This window comes from Parasediminibacterium paludis (genome assembly GCF_042651445.1).
GTDB classification, from domain to species: domain Bacteria; phylum Bacteroidota; class Bacteroidia; order Chitinophagales; family Chitinophagaceae; genus Parasediminibacterium; species Parasediminibacterium paludis.
This window is the reverse complement of record NZ_JBHSDC010000002.1, coordinates 695,296-711,044: the sequence shown is the minus strand read 5'-3', so window position 1 is coordinate 711,044 and position 15,749 is coordinate 695,296. Positions and strand designations below refer to the sequence as shown.

Here is a 15,749-nt window from a genome sequence, read left to right as displayed (position 1 = left end):
TTTTTAATTGTTGCGCTAATTCGTTACCATTTGAGGGTCACTAGCACCAACACAAAACGCATATTTCTTGGGTTTTTAGCAAATTTCTGCGAAACCTTTTTCATACACTCCCCATACACTATCCATACTTCGGGTATACCTCGGCTATAGCTCGGGTATATGGCTTGTTACCTCATTAAAAACCGATGCCACTTAATACATAAATATTGGTTTGGTTAAACAAATAATTTTAACAAATGCCTATCCCATCATTAGCTAATCAATAAAAGCGATAAATGATTACCAATAAAATAATACTGGATTAATCATTTCAAAAAAACTTACAATCAAATTTGTTCAAAGAACATATAGTAAAAAACAAAGGGCTTGCAGGTATTTCCTACGAGCCCTTGTTTTAAATGTGATATTGGTAAATAGCAAATAACTATTGTGCTTTGATTAATTGCGAGCTAAATAGTTTGGCGCCATTCATATTTACCTCTACCGTGTAAGTACCTTTTGGTAGGTTACTAATATTGATGGTAGATGTATTTACTTGATTTGCACCAAGTGTTGCTGCACCTTGCTGTAACACTTGTTTACCCATAATATCATATACTTTTATTACCACAGCGCCTGCAATTGGTGTTTTGTATTGAACTGTGACGTTACTTGTGGCAGGGTTAGGGTAAATTATAGCTTTGCCGATATATGGCCTAGATAGTGGGATATTAATAGGGATACCTCCACTATTTGGAGTACCTTTATTAAACCCAGAATAAATATTATCGTAAGGGTCAATAATTGCAATAACAGTGCTTTGCAAGCCCTTATCGGAAGTAACAGTTAGCTTTATTGTTATACTAAATTGAGCTGGTAAACTGAAAGCAAACCCTCCTGTATTTTGTAAGATAAAGTTGGTTGTGAAATACCAGTAGTTAGATCTGTAAAGGTATATTCAAAAACTTCATTTACAATTCTTCCAGAACTAATAGTTGAAGCGTCGTAAATACTCCAAGCAGAATTTCCGGGTGTAGAATAATCTACGGCTGTAATCTTCGCCACAGGTGCTGGATTTGTAACCGTAATAACTATTGGTGATATAGTTGCTGAACCACCTTTGCTGCTTGTTACAGTTAATGAGGCATTGTACGTACCTGCTGCTGCAAACGTATATGCACCACTCGCTGTACTAGATGTATTGCCTGTACCATCATTAAAGTTCCAACTGTAGCTTAAGGTGCCACCTGAGTTATCCGTTGCGGTAGCACTGTAATTTACCGTTAAGCCTGTGGTTGGTACACTGTAAGTGACATTTACTGGTAAGATATATACATTGCTTAATGGCACTGTATAGGTATCAGTTAAACCGCTGTTAGGATTGGTAACTACTAGTGTGACGGTTCTTGATGCGGCACTTATTCCATAAGTATATGGTGCAGGTGCTGCACTTATACTAGCATCGAAATAAAGCAGATTTGTAAGTTGTAGTGCTTCAGTCGATTTGACGCCTTAAATGGCATGAAAAAACACTGTAAAATCGATGTAGATTTTTTCATGAGTTTGGATTTTTAGGATTTCGTAAGCTTAGTTTCTTAAATGGATAAGTATTTATTTTTTAACATCCTGATAATAGCTTTATTCCTATTACGCACGCCTAGCTTTTTAAATATATTGGTATTGTGCTTTTTCACGGTATCTAATGAGATATATAGCTGCGTAGCGATTTCCTTATTTTGTTTTCCTTGTAACATGAGCTGTAATATCGCTTCTTCTTTAGGGTTTAATATGTTTTCCATAAGGGTTATTATTGGAAATTGCCCAAAATTACACTACTATATAAATAAACTTGTAGCACTTTAGTGGAAATCTTTACAAAATGATAATATTTATTAACAAAAATTTACACAAACTACTACTTATTATAATTATAACTTATAAAAGTTAATGATATAGCCTTGCATTTTAGAAAATGTCAAATAATATTCAAAATCAGCTTTATCTACTTCTATTTGTTTGTTCTCATCAACTTTTTTAGACCTCAATAGTAATACATGAGCGCTTATTATTAACCTTATTTGATTCATGAATTGTTATACTTCATGTTCATGAACCCTAAGTTATTCAAACATGTTTTTTATTTTATAAACTTTCATAATGAATGACTCGCCATTGTACTACAAGTGATAAATTATTATAAAATTATTTGTAAAAAACGAAGCAGCTAATACCTGTTTTCAGTTATTAGCTGCTCATATTTGTGCTAAAATTCAAGTAAGTATTAAATCGAAATAGCATTTTAAAGCAAGTCCGATAATACTTTTATATATTAGTTATTTACTAACACTAAAAGTATTATAGCAATTAAAAACACAGTTTAAATATTTACCATAAAACTTCTATTCAATAAACGATTACCAGAATTTTCATCGTGAGAAGGTAAATAAATTGTTTTCTTTTGATTGGCAAACGCAATTAGTTTTGTATATGTTTCTTTAGATTTTCCAAAATCTGCGTTAACACCCGCCAGCTCCCCACGCAACACCTGACCCTGATTATATGAAGTATCACCAGCAAAAATTATATTATATTCATCTGTTTTGAAGATAACAGAACTGTGTCCGTGGGTATGACCTGGAGTGGGAACATAAAATAAATCACCCGCGGTATTGATAGGATAAGCTTGATCAAATATTTCTATATTTCCCTTCGTATAGTTGACAAGATTGGGTTTAAACCAGTTGGGATAAGTAGACGGTGCATTGCTGTATGGCTTTTTAAATTCCATATTTCCCACTATTATTTCTTGTTTTGGAAAAAATTTTAACCCATCAGTATGGTCTAAATGTAGATGTGTAAGTACCACAAGACCAATATCATCTGGTTTGAGTTTGATCTTTTCTAATTGATAATTCAATTCATCTTCTTTTTCAATATTCTTTTTAGAAGTTCGTTTTAGCACATATTTACTGTAGGCACTTTCTTTAGCCAAAAAAGTTTCTACATTTTTTGAATCTGCTATTTCTCCCGTATCAATAGCAATAATACCATCTGGATGTTCAATAATCCAAACCCAAATTGGCATATAATCTGTGTAATGGTGATCCAAAAGGATGTTTATTTTAGCCATGCTGCCATTTCCTTTCTTCGTTCTGAAATTTCTTTTTACTGCCACCGTTCCCGTACATAAACCATGTATTTTCACATCTTTTCCCCGCAGTTTCACAACTGTGGAAACGTTTTGGTAAGTAGCAGCTACGTCTGTAGCACTAGTGTTTTTAAAATCAATTGCTGTATCATTTAATACATGAGAGGCAAAGGCTTTGTTGCTGATAATGCTTGCCCCAGCCATTGTAAGTGCAGCATATTTTGCTGAATCATTTAGAAATTTTCTGCGTTCCATATTGTTTAATTTTATAGAACAAAACTAGCAGCAGTGTTTTCCAAGAAACGATAACAAAAGATAAGAAATGAAAGAGGTATTATTTTTTAGCGACTCTGTTACGGATACGACTCAGAGAAACTGGGGTGATGCCTAAAAATGTAGCAATTTGGTGCTGTGGTATTCTATTTAATAGGTCTGGTCTTTCTTTTAATAAATGCAGATAACGCTCTTCAGGACTATCCAATATGTAAGATGTAAATAATGCGTGCAGAGAAACAAAACGCTCTTCGATTACTTTTCTCACAAATTCATTCATTTTGGGAAATGCTATATATAATTCTTGAAATGCTTTATGGGAAATTACTAATACCCGACAATCCTCTACTGCCTCAATAAAATGCCTACTCGGCTTTTGGGTAATAAAGCTATCGTAAGCACCAGCAAACATATTTTCGGTAAAGAAATAAGCTGAAATGTCAACTCCGTCCTTCTCATAATAAAGGCGCATACATCCTTCTAAAATAATGTAGACTTCTTTAGCAGTACTATCTGCCTTTAAAACAATACTTCGCTTTTTGATATCCATATGCTGAAACCTAGAAAAAATAGTATTCAACTCACTTTCGTTTAAGTCAGTAATTTGTTTGACTGCATTTACAATATTGAAGTTGGTCATGTGTGAATGTTATTGAAAACCTTTTTTTCTAAGCTACAGAGGTCAGAATTATGCAACTAACCTACTAAATTCCTTTAATTATTATGTACAAGATAAAATTATAAAGCGTAAAAATTAGTAGACATTACTACTTCTAATGGATGTCATTTAGTAAATCATTGATAGAATAATCTTTCTTTTCGTGATAGATTTGATTATGGAAATGATCAAGCTTTTTAAGTAAGTACGCTAAGGTATTTTTTTCTTTAATGTTTAAATTGCCTGCTACTAATTTGGTTACTTTATCCATTTCAGGTAAAATTTTTACAAGTTCCATTCTGCCTTTTGGCGATATAGCTACCCTAACGCTTCTTTTATCTTGTGAATCTTCAAATTCGGTTAATAATCCCTGTTTTAATAACCGTTTGATAATTTCTGTACCGGATGTTTTTTCCATTACAAGTTTCCCGATGAGTTCAGTTTTTGTAAGACTTTCATAGGTCATCAGCGTTATTAAATATGAAAATTCATCTGCAGTTTGGATAATACTGTCTTTAAGTGCTTTTTTGATATAATTCTTCGCATAACGAAAAATAAATACAATCAATATTGAAATATCATTATCTGATCCCTTGTAAGTTTCTTCTATCCATTGTGCTTCTTTCCCCCCAATTTCTCTTTTTTCTATTGACGGATTTTGTTGGTTAACATTTAGGAAAGCTAAAAAATCAGCATATTCTAATGATTGCTTTGCTAGATTTTGTTCTTCAAAAACAGCCAATTGCTCAATAATGGTTATTAAAATACTTTTTGTTTTCATTTAAATATAACGGTGACTAACGAAAATAAAAATAAAATACGAAAACACACAAATTATTTTGCTATTTAAATGTTTACGTACTATTTTTGCAAAATAAAAATGTAATTGTATCAATTAATCTCAAAGTAACAAGGGAATATGTTACCACATGGGCATACGAATAGGTAATAGTACTCAGAAACAATACCTATTAGTTTAAAAAATGAGCGTTCGCTTGTCAGTGAATCAATAACAATGTTTGAGATAAACCAATATTTCAACGAATAACAATATTTTAAATATCTTTTTAACTTAATCAAATAATAAACCAATGAATAGTCGTAATTTTTTAAATCTTATACTTCTTTTTTGTACTTACTTTAGTAGTATATCATTTATTCAAGCACAGCAATTAGGTAGTATTTCTGGTAGTGTTATTGATAAACAAACACAAAAGCCACTTGGTAATGCAAGTGTCGTATTATTGGGCAGTTCCAACGCAGCTATAACCGACACAACAGGCGTTTTCCGTATAAAAGATATAAAAGTTAAAACTTATAACATTCAAGTGTTGTTGGTTGGCTATAAGCCACAAACCCTTTTTAATGTTGATATTAATGTAGGTAACGAAAATAATATCACCATAGAACTAGAGCCTACGGTTGATAACTTAAAAGAAATTGTGGTAAAAGCTAATAAAAAATCTGTAAAAGCAGCCACTTTAGAAAATCCTTTAAGTGTTCAACGGCTCACTACTGAAGAAATAAAAGCAAATCCGGGCGGTAACTTTGATATTAGTAAAGTTATTCAAACATTACCAGGCGTAGGTGGTGGACAAGGTGGTGGTTCTTTTAGAAACGATATTATTATTCGTGGCGGTGCCCCCAATGAAAATGTGTTTTATTTAGATGGTATAGAAATTCCAGTTTTAAACCATTTCCAAACTCAAGGTAGTTCTGGCGGCCCACAAGGCATGTTAAACGTTTCATTTATTGAAGATGTAAAGCTAAGCACATCGGCATTTGATGCGAAATATGACAATGCCATGAGCTCTGTTTTTCAATTCAAGCAAAAAAACGGTAACCCAAACAAATTACAAGGAAACGTAAGGCTTAGTGCTACCGAGTTGGCGACAACATTTGAAGGGCCATTGACAAATAATAAAAAAACAACGTTTCTTTTTTCTGCAAGGCGTTCCTATTTACAATTACTTTTTTCAGCTTTAGACTTGCCAATTAGACCCAATTATTGGGACTTTCAAACAAAAATAACGAGCAAGCTAAATGATAAAACAACACTATCATTTATTGGTTTGTCGGGTATCGATGAATTTAAGTTTGCCACAATTAAAAACGCAACTCCTGAAAAGTTATATATTCTGAATTCTAACCCCATTATCAACCAATGGAACTACACAGGTGGGATTACTTTGAAAAGGCTTATTAAAAATGGCTTTGCAACAGTTGCTTTAAGTCGCAATAGTTTTGATAATAATATTAAACAGTATGAGGATAACGACAAACAACTAGCTACTGACCTAACATTAAATTATGCTTCAAGAGAAACAGAAAATAAATTAAGAGTTGATATTACGCAAAACAAAAACGGTTGGAAATTTAATTATGGTGCATCGACACAGCTTGTTGAATATACAAATAATACATATAGTGTTATTCGAAAACAATTGAATGATAGTGCGGGTAATATTGTTCAGCCAGCTACTATCATAAATTTTAAAAGCCCATTAAATAATTTTTGGAAGTTTGGTGCATTTGCACAAGTCAGTAAACGTTTTTTAAATAATCGTTTAGGTATTAGTGCTGGCATTCGCAGTGACATGAACACTATTACTTCCGACGGAAATAATCCCCTGAATACAATATCCCCAAGAGTTGCTTTTAGTTATACATTAACAAATAAATGGGCTTTAAATGCATCTATTGGTAGATATTTCAAAATTCCCACTTATACAGTTTTAGGCTTTGCAGATAATAATAATATGTTGGTTAATCAATCTGCAAAATATTTACATAGCGACCACTATATTGCTGGACTTGAGTATGTACCAAATGACGCATTACGTTTTACAATGGAAGGTTTTTACAAACAGTATGCACACGTACCAGTGTCTTTACGCAATGGCATTGCTTTATCCAATCTTGGTAATGATTTTACAGTTTTAGGCAATGAAGCAGTTATTACAAATGGTAAGGGCAAAGCTTATGGGTTAGAATTTTTTCTACAAAAAAAGCTTACGAAACGTTTTTTTGGGATTTTGTCCTATACCTTTTATCGCAGCGAGTATAGCGGCTTAAATAATGAATATGTAGCAAGCAGTTGGGATAACAAGCATTTGCTAAGTGTTACATGGGGTTATAAATTTCCTAAAAACTGGGAGTTGGGTTTAAAGTTTCGTTATCAAGGTTCGGCACCTTATACCCCATTTGATGAAACTGCATCTCGTTTAAATTATCAATCTTTAGGGCGAGGTGTTTTAGACTATAACAAACTAAATACCCAACGCCTAAATGGTTTTAATAGCAGCGATGTAAGAATTGATAAAAAATGGAACTTCAAAAAACTTACTTTGGATCTATACCTAGATGTTACCAACTGGTATGTTGCAAAATCTGTAGCATCGCCAAGCTATACATTTAAACGCAATGCTACCAACACTGCTTTTTTAACGACTGACGGTTTGGCAATTAAAGCAGACGGTAGCAATGCCATTCCAACTTTATTAAAAAATGACGATCCAAGTGTAACACCAACGTTGGGTTTTATTATTGAATTTTAAACCAAACAACTAAGAAATAGTAGATTATTCTAGTCGTACTAAGAATAACATGATACAGAAACTAAATATTTTCCAATCTAGAAATATTTATACAATATAGAGGTATTTTAAGTTATTGAAGATTTACATTATTGCAATTTGGAGAATTTTTATATAAATAGTCTTACAAACATCTGAAATAAATCATCCTAAAATACAAGATTATTTAATCATATACTTATATTACCTTAATACTAAATAGTTTTATTTTAATGAAACGTTTGATTAAAGAAACCAAAAAATGGCAACGATATAGGAAAACTAAAAACAGTATCATAATGCTTTTTTTTAACCATTCAATAAAATAGCTATTTTTTATTATTCGCTTTGTTTTGACTAAACAGCCAATCCATAAACATTGGATCACTATAAGCAGCGATCCATGAAAAATGTCCAACCGTAGGATATTGTGTATAACCGGGATGCGCACCTGCTTTTGTCAAGGCATTAACCATTGCTAAAGAATATTTAGCGTCTACAGTAGGATCTTCAGCACCATGAAAAAGCCACATTGGTATATGTTTGATTACATTAACTTTTGAAATGTCACCAGCTCCACAAACGGGTGCAGCAGCAGCAAAAAGATTAGGGCGCCTAATTATGAAATCAAATGTTCCTATGCCACCCATCGATAATCCAGTGATATAAATACGATCTGTGTCGATTGGAAATTTCTTTATGGTTGAGTCGATAAGCGCAAATATTAAATCACACACTTTTGTTGCAGTATCGTTATAGGCGAAATCCAAATCTCTTTTAAAGTTAGACCAAGTTTGGTTTATGGGGCATTGAGGTGCAATGACAAAAGGTTTATAAATTTTTAAATTATAATCTGTTGCAAAGTTTAAAACACCCCATTTTAATTGCGACACATTATCATTCCCTTTTTCACCAGAACCATGTAAAAAAATTACGAGTGGATATTTTCTCGAAGGGTTAAAATCAGGAAATAGGAATCTATAATTTAAGGTATCACCTTTTCCATTAGTAAATTGTAGAGGGCTAAAAAGCGATTGCTGGCTAAATGAATTTGTTACCGTTAAAACAGCAAATAAGAACACAAATGTTTTTAAAATTTTCATTTTGAAGATATTATTAATTCGAAAAATAGCCTGTAACAAAAAAACTTTGCGCAGGCAGCGTGCATTGGTTATTCACTCTTACAGAAATACTTAAAATTGAGTCTAAAAGTACGTGAAAACAACAAATATCTGACTAGTATTTTAGAGAGAGTTTGTTAGAAATCATAAGCATTGTAAACAAGTTTGAACGTTAAACAATACTAACAACAATGCCAATGTTGCATATGTAAGTAACTAAAGGTATATAATTAGGGCTTACAACAGAAAGGAATCGAAATATGGCTTTGTACTTGTCTATAGTTTTCTTTACAAAACAATCATTTTTCAAAATCAGATAATAACATTAAATTTAATATATAAATTCGAACAATCATTTGAAAATAATCTTTCCTGATATAGTATAAATATTTTATAGCATAAATGCACTTATTGATAATTATTTTAAGAGGCTTTTCCAACGCTAATTATTAAAATTACGTACTCAGTAAAAAATCCATATTACCCCTGGATAAAACTTTAATTTATTAAAACCAGGCTTGTGTAAGACATCCTGCAACAAGTAAACCTTTAAAAAAGGATAGAAACACTTTTGATCTAGCAGTAAAAAGGATTATGTTCGATTGAGTTAAAATCGAAATCGATATACACCATTCGATAAAAACTATTTTCATGATTATTTGCGAATCCTTCTCACTTTGCCCCCTATAAACAAAAATCCCCTATAAACACTTAATTTACAGGGGATTATACTTTTCTATCGTGCCCAGAACAGGAATAAATTATGTTGATTTCTTTTGTTTTCAATTGTGTTACTTTTCGTCTGTAATGCAATGTAGATAAATATTTCATACAATTCAATAAAATTCCAATAAATTTGATACAACTTTAAAACTGTCAGTTAAATTGTAAGTTGTTTTTAATCATGGGAGTAAAATTGAACTTGAATTTGGATAAATTAACGGTCGATAAACCTGTTACGGTTTATCATTCTGTTCACTATAAAGGTAACCGTTTTAGGATTAGTACAGGTCAAGCAATAGAAAAAAAGCATTGGGATAAGGAAAATCAAAAAGTAAAACGAACACGAGCCAACTACAATGAGTTTAACGCAATCTTTGAAGAACAGCAAAATGAAATTGAAGGAATAGTTTTAAAGTTTGAACGTTTAGGACACCAGGTAAACAAAGAAAGTATTGTTTCACAGTTAGCCTGGTCAAACTCTATTGAAATACAAGATTTTAAACCGCTATCATTATTTCAAAAATTTATTGAAAGTCATGGTTCAGACAAAGCAGCTAGAACCGTAAAGGGCTACAATACAACTTTTAAGTATTTGAAAACCTATTCAGATACACTTTCAGCCCCAATTTCTTTTACTGATTTTGATGCAGATTTTTACAAGCGTTTTAGAGACTTTTTAGGCATGTATGATAACTCTTTTGGTTTCTACATTAAGAACCTTAAAACATTTCTCAATTGGGCAAAAGAAAAATCATTTCATACTACTTCACAATACCTAAAATGGAAAATCCCAAATGAAGACGGTAAAGACCATTTCTTTTTAAAACACGATGAAATTATTGCACTTTCAAAAGTCGAACTGGAGCCACGATTAGACAGGGTGAGAGACTTATTTTTAATGGGTTGCTATTGTGGGTTGCGTTATAGTGATCTAGTAACGTTAAAGCCTATCCACTTACAAAATGGCTTTATAAACAAAGTAGCATTAAAGACAAACGAACCTGTTAAAATCCCTGTTATTCCTGAACTCCTAGAACTGTTTAATAAATACTGGAACGACAACCAACCATTGCCTACAATATCAAACCAAAAGGGTAATGACTATTTGAAAGAAATAGGTAAAAAAGCTAACCTAGTAAGACCTTTTAACTACACACAAAAGCAAAGTAGGCAAACTAAAGAAGAAATATTTGAGGCTTGGGAAATGATGACTTGGCACGTTGCAAGGCACAGTTTTATAACTAATTGCATTCAAATAGGCGTACCACAAGAAGTTGTTAGGCGTGTTGTAGGACATGCCAGTTTTCAAACACTTAAAAAGTATATACAGAACGATGATGACTTTAATAAAGTTGAAATAATGAAATTAAGTAGAACACAAAAAAGATAATTATGACACAACAAACTGATATTGAAAGTTTTAGAATACAACTTTTGAATTATGAGAATAATATTTACAACCCAATCGACTTATTATTTCAAGGTGATAATTTCTCAAAATGGCTAGACAGTTTTGAAGAAATTAATCTTAAACTAGACAATTTATATGACTTACTTGAAAAAATAAAAGGAGCAATTTCTGAAAATGACTATCTAAAATTTTTCTGTAAATATCAAATTGAACAGCCTTTTAAAAATGAATTTCAGGAATATATGAGTTTTGAATACACATCTTCATTATTATTCGATTTTGAAATGTTTGTCAAAAGCGAGATTGAAATAATGGAAAATAAAACGGGAAAAAGGTATTGGAAAGAAAACAAAATCAACATAGCTAAAAGAAAAACAGATATAACTAAAAGCATTTCTCATACCAAAGAAGAAATTAAACAAAAGCAAATTTTACAACTCTTTCTTAAAGCATCTGAAAATGTATTATTTGAAAAAAATGATACCGCAATTGGTTTTGCGGTTCACTTTTTAACTGGTAAAAAATTTGAAGCTGAACAAACCCGAAAAGATATAGCCGAAAGAAAAGGATATGATTTTGACGTTCTAATTTATGATACTACTATCCAAAAAGTAGAAAAAATATTACTTGCATTGAAGAAAGAAAAAAATAAGCTATCCCCCGACAACTAATTTTCTTGTCCCCCAATTTAGTTTTATAGGATTTATTCCAATTGCAATTTGCACTAACAATTTCAATGTTATGCAAGGCAATATTATTATTTCTGTCCCTTTAGTTGATTTCATTTCTCAAATTGAGCAAACAGTCAGAAAGGTACTTTCTGAAAGAGAAATTCAACAGGATAAACTTCTTTCAAGTGAAGAAGTAATGCAGCTTTTTAGCATTAGCACCACTACACTACAAAAGTGGCGCAATGACGGTAAAATCCCTTTTACCCGTATTGATAACAAAATTTTTTACAGCAAAACTGAAGTGTTAGAAGCACTGAAGACAAGGCAAGTTTTGCCCATTAAATTGTGAGTAGCTACTCTTTAATAATTATTATTTAATCATTAAAACCATTATCATGGCAAATGAAACACAAGGCAGCGAAACAGCCCAATTCGTTGTTAAAACAAAAGGGTATCAAGAAACTTTTGCTTCAAAATCCGATGCAGAAAAGCAATATGATATTTTGCGTAAACGCAGTATCAAAAAGGATGAGAACATAAGAGTTGAATTAGCTGAACTAGATAGTTCTGGTAAAAAGAAGACTTTAAAAAGTTTGAATTTAACCGAGAATTTTAATAGCTAATTCCTATTAATCTTGAATAGGAGGTGCAACTACGGTTGCACCTTTTTTATTCAATAAAAAAGGCTGCCTACCAAGCAGCCTATAAAATCACTTAAACCTACAGGACACAAATGTATAATTTTTCTTTCTACACATCGCCTTTAAAAAGTAGAGAACACCAAAATTCTACAATCGAACTTTCTACTTTTCTTGACTGGATAAAACAGGGTAAATATTCTAAGCAAATAATTGCTTTAAGAAAGGCAACTGGTGAGCAACAGGACGCAATAAAAGCAGCTTTGCCCTATGCTACTCTTTCAGGCATATTTGCACCGGGTAAACGTGATGCAAAAAGCCTACAACAACATTCCGGTTTAATGCAAATTGATATTGATGCAAAAGACCAAACCAATTTTAATATCAACCACGTAAGGGAACTATTAAGGCAAGATGCGTTTATTTTAAGTCTATTTCTATCTCCTAGAGGTTTAGGACTAAAAGCAATCATTAAAATAGATGCCACAAAGCATAAGCCTTCATTTTTAGCCCTAGAAAGTTATTTTAAATACAAGTATAACCTTGTAATTGATACAGCTTGTAAAGACGTTTGCAGGGCATTTTTTATTAGTGCTGATAGCAAACTTTATTACAACCAAGAAAGCACTGTTTTTATAATTTCAGAAGATACCAGTTCAGGAAAACAGATACCATTTGCCACAGACAAAAAGCAACAGGATATTGAGGCTTTATGCAAGGAATTAGAAGCCCGAAATATTGATATTACAAATAGAAAGGGATATAGTGAATGGCGAGACATTGCCTTTGCAATTGCGAATGGTTTGGGTGAAAATGGACGTTCTTATTTTAAAAGAATTAGTGCTATTGCATCAAACTACAACCAACAAAAAACGGATGAACAATACACAGCTTGTTGTAAAAATCCTAATGGTAGCAGAAAATGGGAAAGCCTTTTTGGTATAGCAAAAGATTTTGGAATTGTCATTTCAAATAACAGCTCGAAAATTACAGTTGAAGCGAAGAAAGAAACTGAGCAAATTAACCCCAACCCTACTAATAAAAACCTCCCTTTAATTGTACAGGTTGAAAACTTTTTAAACGAACGGTTTGAGTTTAGAAAAAACATCGTAAATGAGAAAACAGAGTACAAAGCAAAGGGCAATGATAATTTATGGATGGAAGCAAATGAGAATGTAATTAGCCGTTTATTAGAGCATAACTACTTTAAATATTCGCCTTCAAAAACTGCATCATTGCTTGACAGCGATTTTGTAAAATTCTTCAATCCCATTACTGATTATTTCAATTCTCTAACATACAACCCACAAACCGAACCTTCATACATTGACGAATTATGTAAGAAAATTAAAGCCAAAAACCAAGAGCGTTTTAATAAGCATTTCAAGAAAATGTTAGTCCGTTGTGTTGCATGTAGCACCGTTACAGAAATGACAAATAACAACTTCAACAAGCATGTTTTTGTTATTATAAACCGAGAACAAACCATTGGTAAAAGTTCTTTTTGTAGATGGCTTTGCCCCCCAGCTTTGAACGAATATTTTGTTGAAAATATAGCAATGGATAAAGACGGAGTTATTGCATTGGCAACAAGTTTTATTATAAACCTTGATGAATTAGCCAGTTTGAGCAAATACGATGTAAACCAACTAAAAGCGAAAATAAGTATGGCCAGTATAAACGAGCGTTTACCTTATGGCCGCCGCCGCCAGTTTCACCCTAGACGAGTTAATTTTTTAGGTAGTACCAATAATGATGAGTTTTTAAATGATGATACAGGGAGCGCAAGATGGCTATGTTTTGAGATTGATAGTTTTGAACAGGGCTACTGGTTAAAGGGCAGCCCCAATTATATTGATATAAATAAGGTTTGGTGTGAAGCGAAATACCTGTTTGATAATGGCTTTAAGTATCAATTAACCTTAGATGAGAAAAGGGAAAACGAAGAAATAAATAGGGATTACGAAGAACGCAGTATTGAGGAGGAAATGATTACAACATATTTTGCTATTGATAGTAAACAAGAGGAAAGCAATTTTATGACTGCAAACGACATTTTGCAATATATGGTTATTCATAAAGGAGCAAATACAAACAAACTAAGTCTTAAAAAAATAGGTAGTGTACTTAAAAAATTAGGGTTTGTGAGAGGTACAAAAAGGCTAGAAAAAATGTTTCCCGTTAAAGGTTACTATATAAAAAAGGTATAATTCACTTTTATCTTACTACAAAACCGTCAAAGCCTTTACTGCATTGGCTTTTAGTGTAGTAAGATAGAAAAAACAACTTACTACAACTTACTACAAAATCAACAAAACCCTTTATTGGTTTGATTTTTAGCGTAGTAAGATAAAAATTAGCATCTTACTACAATTGTAGTAACGTAGTAAGATGAGTAACTTACTACAAGAACTTTTTAAAAATTTAAAAATGGAAAACGAAAAAAAGAATGATGATGAATTAGAGAATAATTCATTAGAAAGCGAACAAGAAATGGTTGATGATTACTTAGGTTCTTGCACAGAAGCAATGTCTATTTTATATGAAATTGATGGTGGTCTTCTTTATAATGGAACTGAAAGAATATCAAAATTAAAAGAGCAAATTTTTGATATTATGGAACATGAAGTTCAGCGGATGCACAATGATTTATTTAAAGAAAAAAGCGGTGAAGGATAACTTCACCGCTTTTAAAATTACAAAGTTTTGCTCCCATCGTTGTGGTCATTAATTACATTTACGAGTAGGTCATACTCTAAAAACAATTGATATTCTATTTTCCATTGCTCACTACCTTCTTTCAGATTTTCAAATTTGAATTTTTGAAAGTCTCTTAGTTCTGTAATTTTTGTTGCTGCATTGATTAGCTTAAAGATTTTCTTTGCCATAGTATATTTTTTTAATTTTGATTTATAGGCTGCATTTTTTCAGACAACCTTTCGTTTTTAATTTGATATTTATTTTGAAAAAATAGTTCTTGAAATTTCTTAAACTCCTTACCTATTGGGTGGTTACTTTCTTCAACTTGCTCATAAAATCTATTATCATTTACTATTGTGGCTGCATAATTTCTCAAAAAGGTTTCATTTGTATTTTCGGGCAATCCCTTTATTAAGAAACAAAATATCTGAAAAGAAAAATCATCTTTATACTGCCACCCTTCATAATCGGACATATAAAAGGCTTTGCGCTCAACATCATAGTTTTCACTTGGCATTTCACCCAAAATAGTTTTGCCAGCTTGTCTGTCTCTATAAGCCATTGTTTTACAGCTTGGAGAACAATACACCTTATTTTTTCGGTACGGATATTCAGTACCGCAATAGATACATTTTAGCTTATTACTCATATAAATAGTACGGTTTATTGACTAATTAATTTACTTATTTGTTTACTTGAATTGACTTGTATTGTCTGTTATAATCGTTAATGAGAGAAATACGAAAATTAGAAAGCCTACTTGAAACGCTGATTTCAAGTAGGCTTTTTTATAAAAAGAAGAAATTACAAAGCTGTCAGTAAAACTGTAAGTGTAGGATAAATAAAAAACGC

The 15,749-nt window shown here is 32.0% G+C and carries 16 protein-coding genes; 7 read left to right on the top strand and 9 right to left on the bottom strand.

The features are described 5' to 3' along the window. Positions 1 to 424: 424 nt before the first annotated feature. From ACFOW1_RS03670 to ACFOW1_RS03645, 6 genes are all read right to left on the bottom strand, one after another. Positions 425 to 805 (bottom strand): T9SS type A sorting domain-containing protein, encoded by a 381-nt coding sequence (locus ACFOW1_RS03670; protein ID WP_379012358.1) that lies wholly within the window; start codon positions 803 to 805, stop codon positions 425 to 427. Positions 806 to 837: 32 nt separating this feature from the next. Further along, a complete protein-coding gene (locus ACFOW1_RS03665; protein WP_379012357.1) occupies positions 838 to 1,329 on the bottom strand; it encodes a PKD domain-containing protein in 492 nt (163 codons plus the stop codon). Positions 1,330 to 1,574: 245 nt separating this feature from the next. After that, a complete protein-coding gene (locus ACFOW1_RS03660) occupies positions 1,575 to 1,778 on the bottom strand; it encodes a response regulator transcription factor (RefSeq protein WP_379012356.1) in 204 nt (67 codons plus the stop codon). 578 nt (positions 1,779 to 2,356) lie between these two features. After that, positions 2,357 to 3,382: an N-acyl homoserine lactonase family protein gene (locus tag ACFOW1_RS03655; RefSeq protein ID WP_379012355.1), complete on the bottom strand. Its 1,026-nt coding sequence runs from the start codon at positions 3,380 to 3,382 to the stop codon at positions 2,357 to 2,359. A gap of 79 nt (positions 3,383 to 3,461) precedes the next feature. Continuing rightward, positions 3,462 to 4,040 (bottom strand): Crp/Fnr family transcriptional regulator, encoded by a 579-nt coding sequence (locus tag ACFOW1_RS03650; protein ID WP_379012354.1) that lies wholly within the window; start codon positions 4,038 to 4,040, stop codon positions 3,462 to 3,464. A gap of 133 nt (positions 4,041 to 4,173) precedes the next feature. Next, positions 4,174 to 4,839: a MarR family winged helix-turn-helix transcriptional regulator gene (locus ACFOW1_RS03645; RefSeq protein WP_379012353.1), complete on the bottom strand. Its 666-nt coding sequence runs from the start codon at positions 4,837 to 4,839 to the stop codon at positions 4,174 to 4,176. A 310-nt stretch (positions 4,840 to 5,149) separates the two neighbouring features. Between ACFOW1_RS03645 and ACFOW1_RS03640 the strand changes: the two genes are divergently transcribed. Further along, the gene (locus ACFOW1_RS03640; RefSeq protein ID WP_379012352.1) at positions 5,150 to 7,615 is read left to right on the top strand and encodes a TonB-dependent receptor; all 2,466 of its coding nucleotides are present in this window, start codon (positions 5,150 to 5,152) and stop codon (positions 7,613 to 7,615) included. 347 nt (positions 7,616 to 7,962) lie between these two features. Here the strand turns inward: ACFOW1_RS03640 and ACFOW1_RS03635 are convergent, their stop codons facing one another. Next, a complete protein-coding gene (locus ACFOW1_RS03635) occupies positions 7,963 to 8,736 on the bottom strand; it encodes a carboxylesterase family protein (protein WP_379012351.1) in 774 nt (257 codons plus the stop codon). 922 nt (positions 8,737 to 9,658) lie between these two features. Between ACFOW1_RS03635 and ACFOW1_RS03630 the strand changes: the two genes are divergently transcribed. From ACFOW1_RS03630 to ACFOW1_RS03605, 6 genes are all read left to right on the top strand, one after another. Continuing rightward, positions 9,659 to 10,867: a site-specific integrase gene (locus ACFOW1_RS03630; RefSeq protein ID WP_379012350.1), complete on the top strand. Its 1,209-nt coding sequence runs from the start codon at positions 9,659 to 9,661 to the stop codon at positions 10,865 to 10,867. Between the two features lie 2 nt (positions 10,868 to 10,869). Continuing rightward, on the top strand, positions 10,870 to 11,559 hold the full coding sequence (locus ACFOW1_RS03625) for a hypothetical protein (RefSeq protein ID WP_379012349.1): 690 nt from the start codon (positions 10,870 to 10,872) through the stop codon (positions 11,557 to 11,559). 70 nt (positions 11,560 to 11,629) lie between these two features. After that, the gene (locus ACFOW1_RS03620; protein WP_379012348.1) at positions 11,630 to 11,908 is read left to right on the top strand and encodes a helix-turn-helix domain-containing protein; all 279 of its coding nucleotides are present in this window, start codon (positions 11,630 to 11,632) and stop codon (positions 11,906 to 11,908) included. Between the two features lie 46 nt (positions 11,909 to 11,954). Then, entirely contained in the window at positions 11,955 to 12,182 is a 228-nt protein-coding gene (locus tag ACFOW1_RS03615; RefSeq protein WP_379012347.1) for a hypothetical protein, read from the top strand. A 110-nt stretch (positions 12,183 to 12,292) separates the two neighbouring features. Beyond that, positions 12,293 to 14,407 (top strand): VapE domain-containing protein, encoded by a 2,115-nt coding sequence (locus ACFOW1_RS03610; protein WP_379012346.1) that lies wholly within the window; start codon positions 12,293 to 12,295, stop codon positions 14,405 to 14,407. A 220-nt stretch (positions 14,408 to 14,627) separates the two neighbouring features. Further along, entirely contained in the window at positions 14,628 to 14,876 is a 249-nt protein-coding gene (locus ACFOW1_RS03605; RefSeq protein ID WP_379012345.1) for a hypothetical protein, read from the top strand. A 17-nt stretch (positions 14,877 to 14,893) separates the two neighbouring features. On the opposite strand, the gene ACFOW1_RS03600 is transcribed toward ACFOW1_RS03605, so the two are convergent. Continuing rightward, positions 14,894 to 15,085: a hypothetical protein gene (locus ACFOW1_RS03600; RefSeq protein WP_379012344.1), complete on the bottom strand. Its 192-nt coding sequence runs from the start codon at positions 15,083 to 15,085 to the stop codon at positions 14,894 to 14,896. 11 nt (positions 15,086 to 15,096) lie between these two features. Further along, a complete protein-coding gene (locus tag ACFOW1_RS03595) occupies positions 15,097 to 15,459 on the bottom strand; it encodes a hypothetical protein (protein WP_379012343.1) in 363 nt (120 codons plus the stop codon). Between the last annotated feature and the right edge of the window lie 290 nt (positions 15,460 to 15,749).

Coding starts and splice junctions, on each gene's coding strand:
- ACFOW1_RS03660 (WP_379012356.1), bottom strand. CDS start 1,778: ATGGAAAACATATTAAACCCTAAAGAAGAAGCGATATTACAGCTCATG.
- ACFOW1_RS03655 (WP_379012355.1), bottom strand. CDS start 3,382: ATGGAACGCAGAAAATTTCTAAATGATTCAGCAAAATATGCTGCACTT.
- ACFOW1_RS03650 (WP_379012354.1), bottom strand. CDS start 4,040: ATGACCAACTTCAATATTGTAAATGCAGTCAAACAAATTACTGACTTA.
- ACFOW1_RS03645 (WP_379012353.1), bottom strand. CDS start 4,839: ATGAAAACAAAAAGTATTTTAATAACCATTATTGAGCAATTGGCTGTT.
- ACFOW1_RS03640 (WP_379012352.1), top strand. CDS start 5,150: ATGAATAGTCGTAATTTTTTAAATCTTATACTTCTTTTTTGTACTTAC.
- ACFOW1_RS03635 (WP_379012351.1), bottom strand. CDS start 8,736: ATGAAAATTTTAAAAACATTTGTGTTCTTATTTGCTGTTTTAACGGTA.
- ACFOW1_RS03630 (WP_379012350.1), top strand. CDS start 9,659: ATGGGAGTAAAATTGAACTTGAATTTGGATAAATTAACGGTCGATAAA.
- ACFOW1_RS03625 (WP_379012349.1), top strand. CDS start 10,870: ATGACACAACAAACTGATATTGAAAGTTTTAGAATACAACTTTTGAAT.
- ACFOW1_RS03620 (WP_379012348.1), top strand. CDS start 11,630: ATGCAAGGCAATATTATTATTTCTGTCCCTTTAGTTGATTTCATTTCT.
- ACFOW1_RS03615 (WP_379012347.1), top strand. CDS start 11,955: ATGGCAAATGAAACACAAGGCAGCGAAACAGCCCAATTCGTTGTTAAA.
- ACFOW1_RS03610 (WP_379012346.1), top strand. CDS start 12,293: ATGTATAATTTTTCTTTCTACACATCGCCTTTAAAAAGTAGAGAACAC.
- ACFOW1_RS03605 (WP_379012345.1), top strand. CDS start 14,628: ATGGAAAACGAAAAAAAGAATGATGATGAATTAGAGAATAATTCATTA.
- ACFOW1_RS03600 (WP_379012344.1), bottom strand. CDS start 15,085: ATGGCAAAGAAAATCTTTAAGCTAATCAATGCAGCAACAAAAATTACA.
- ACFOW1_RS03595 (WP_379012343.1), bottom strand. CDS start 15,459: ATGGCTTATAGAGACAGACAAGCTGGCAAAACTATTTTGGGTGAAATG.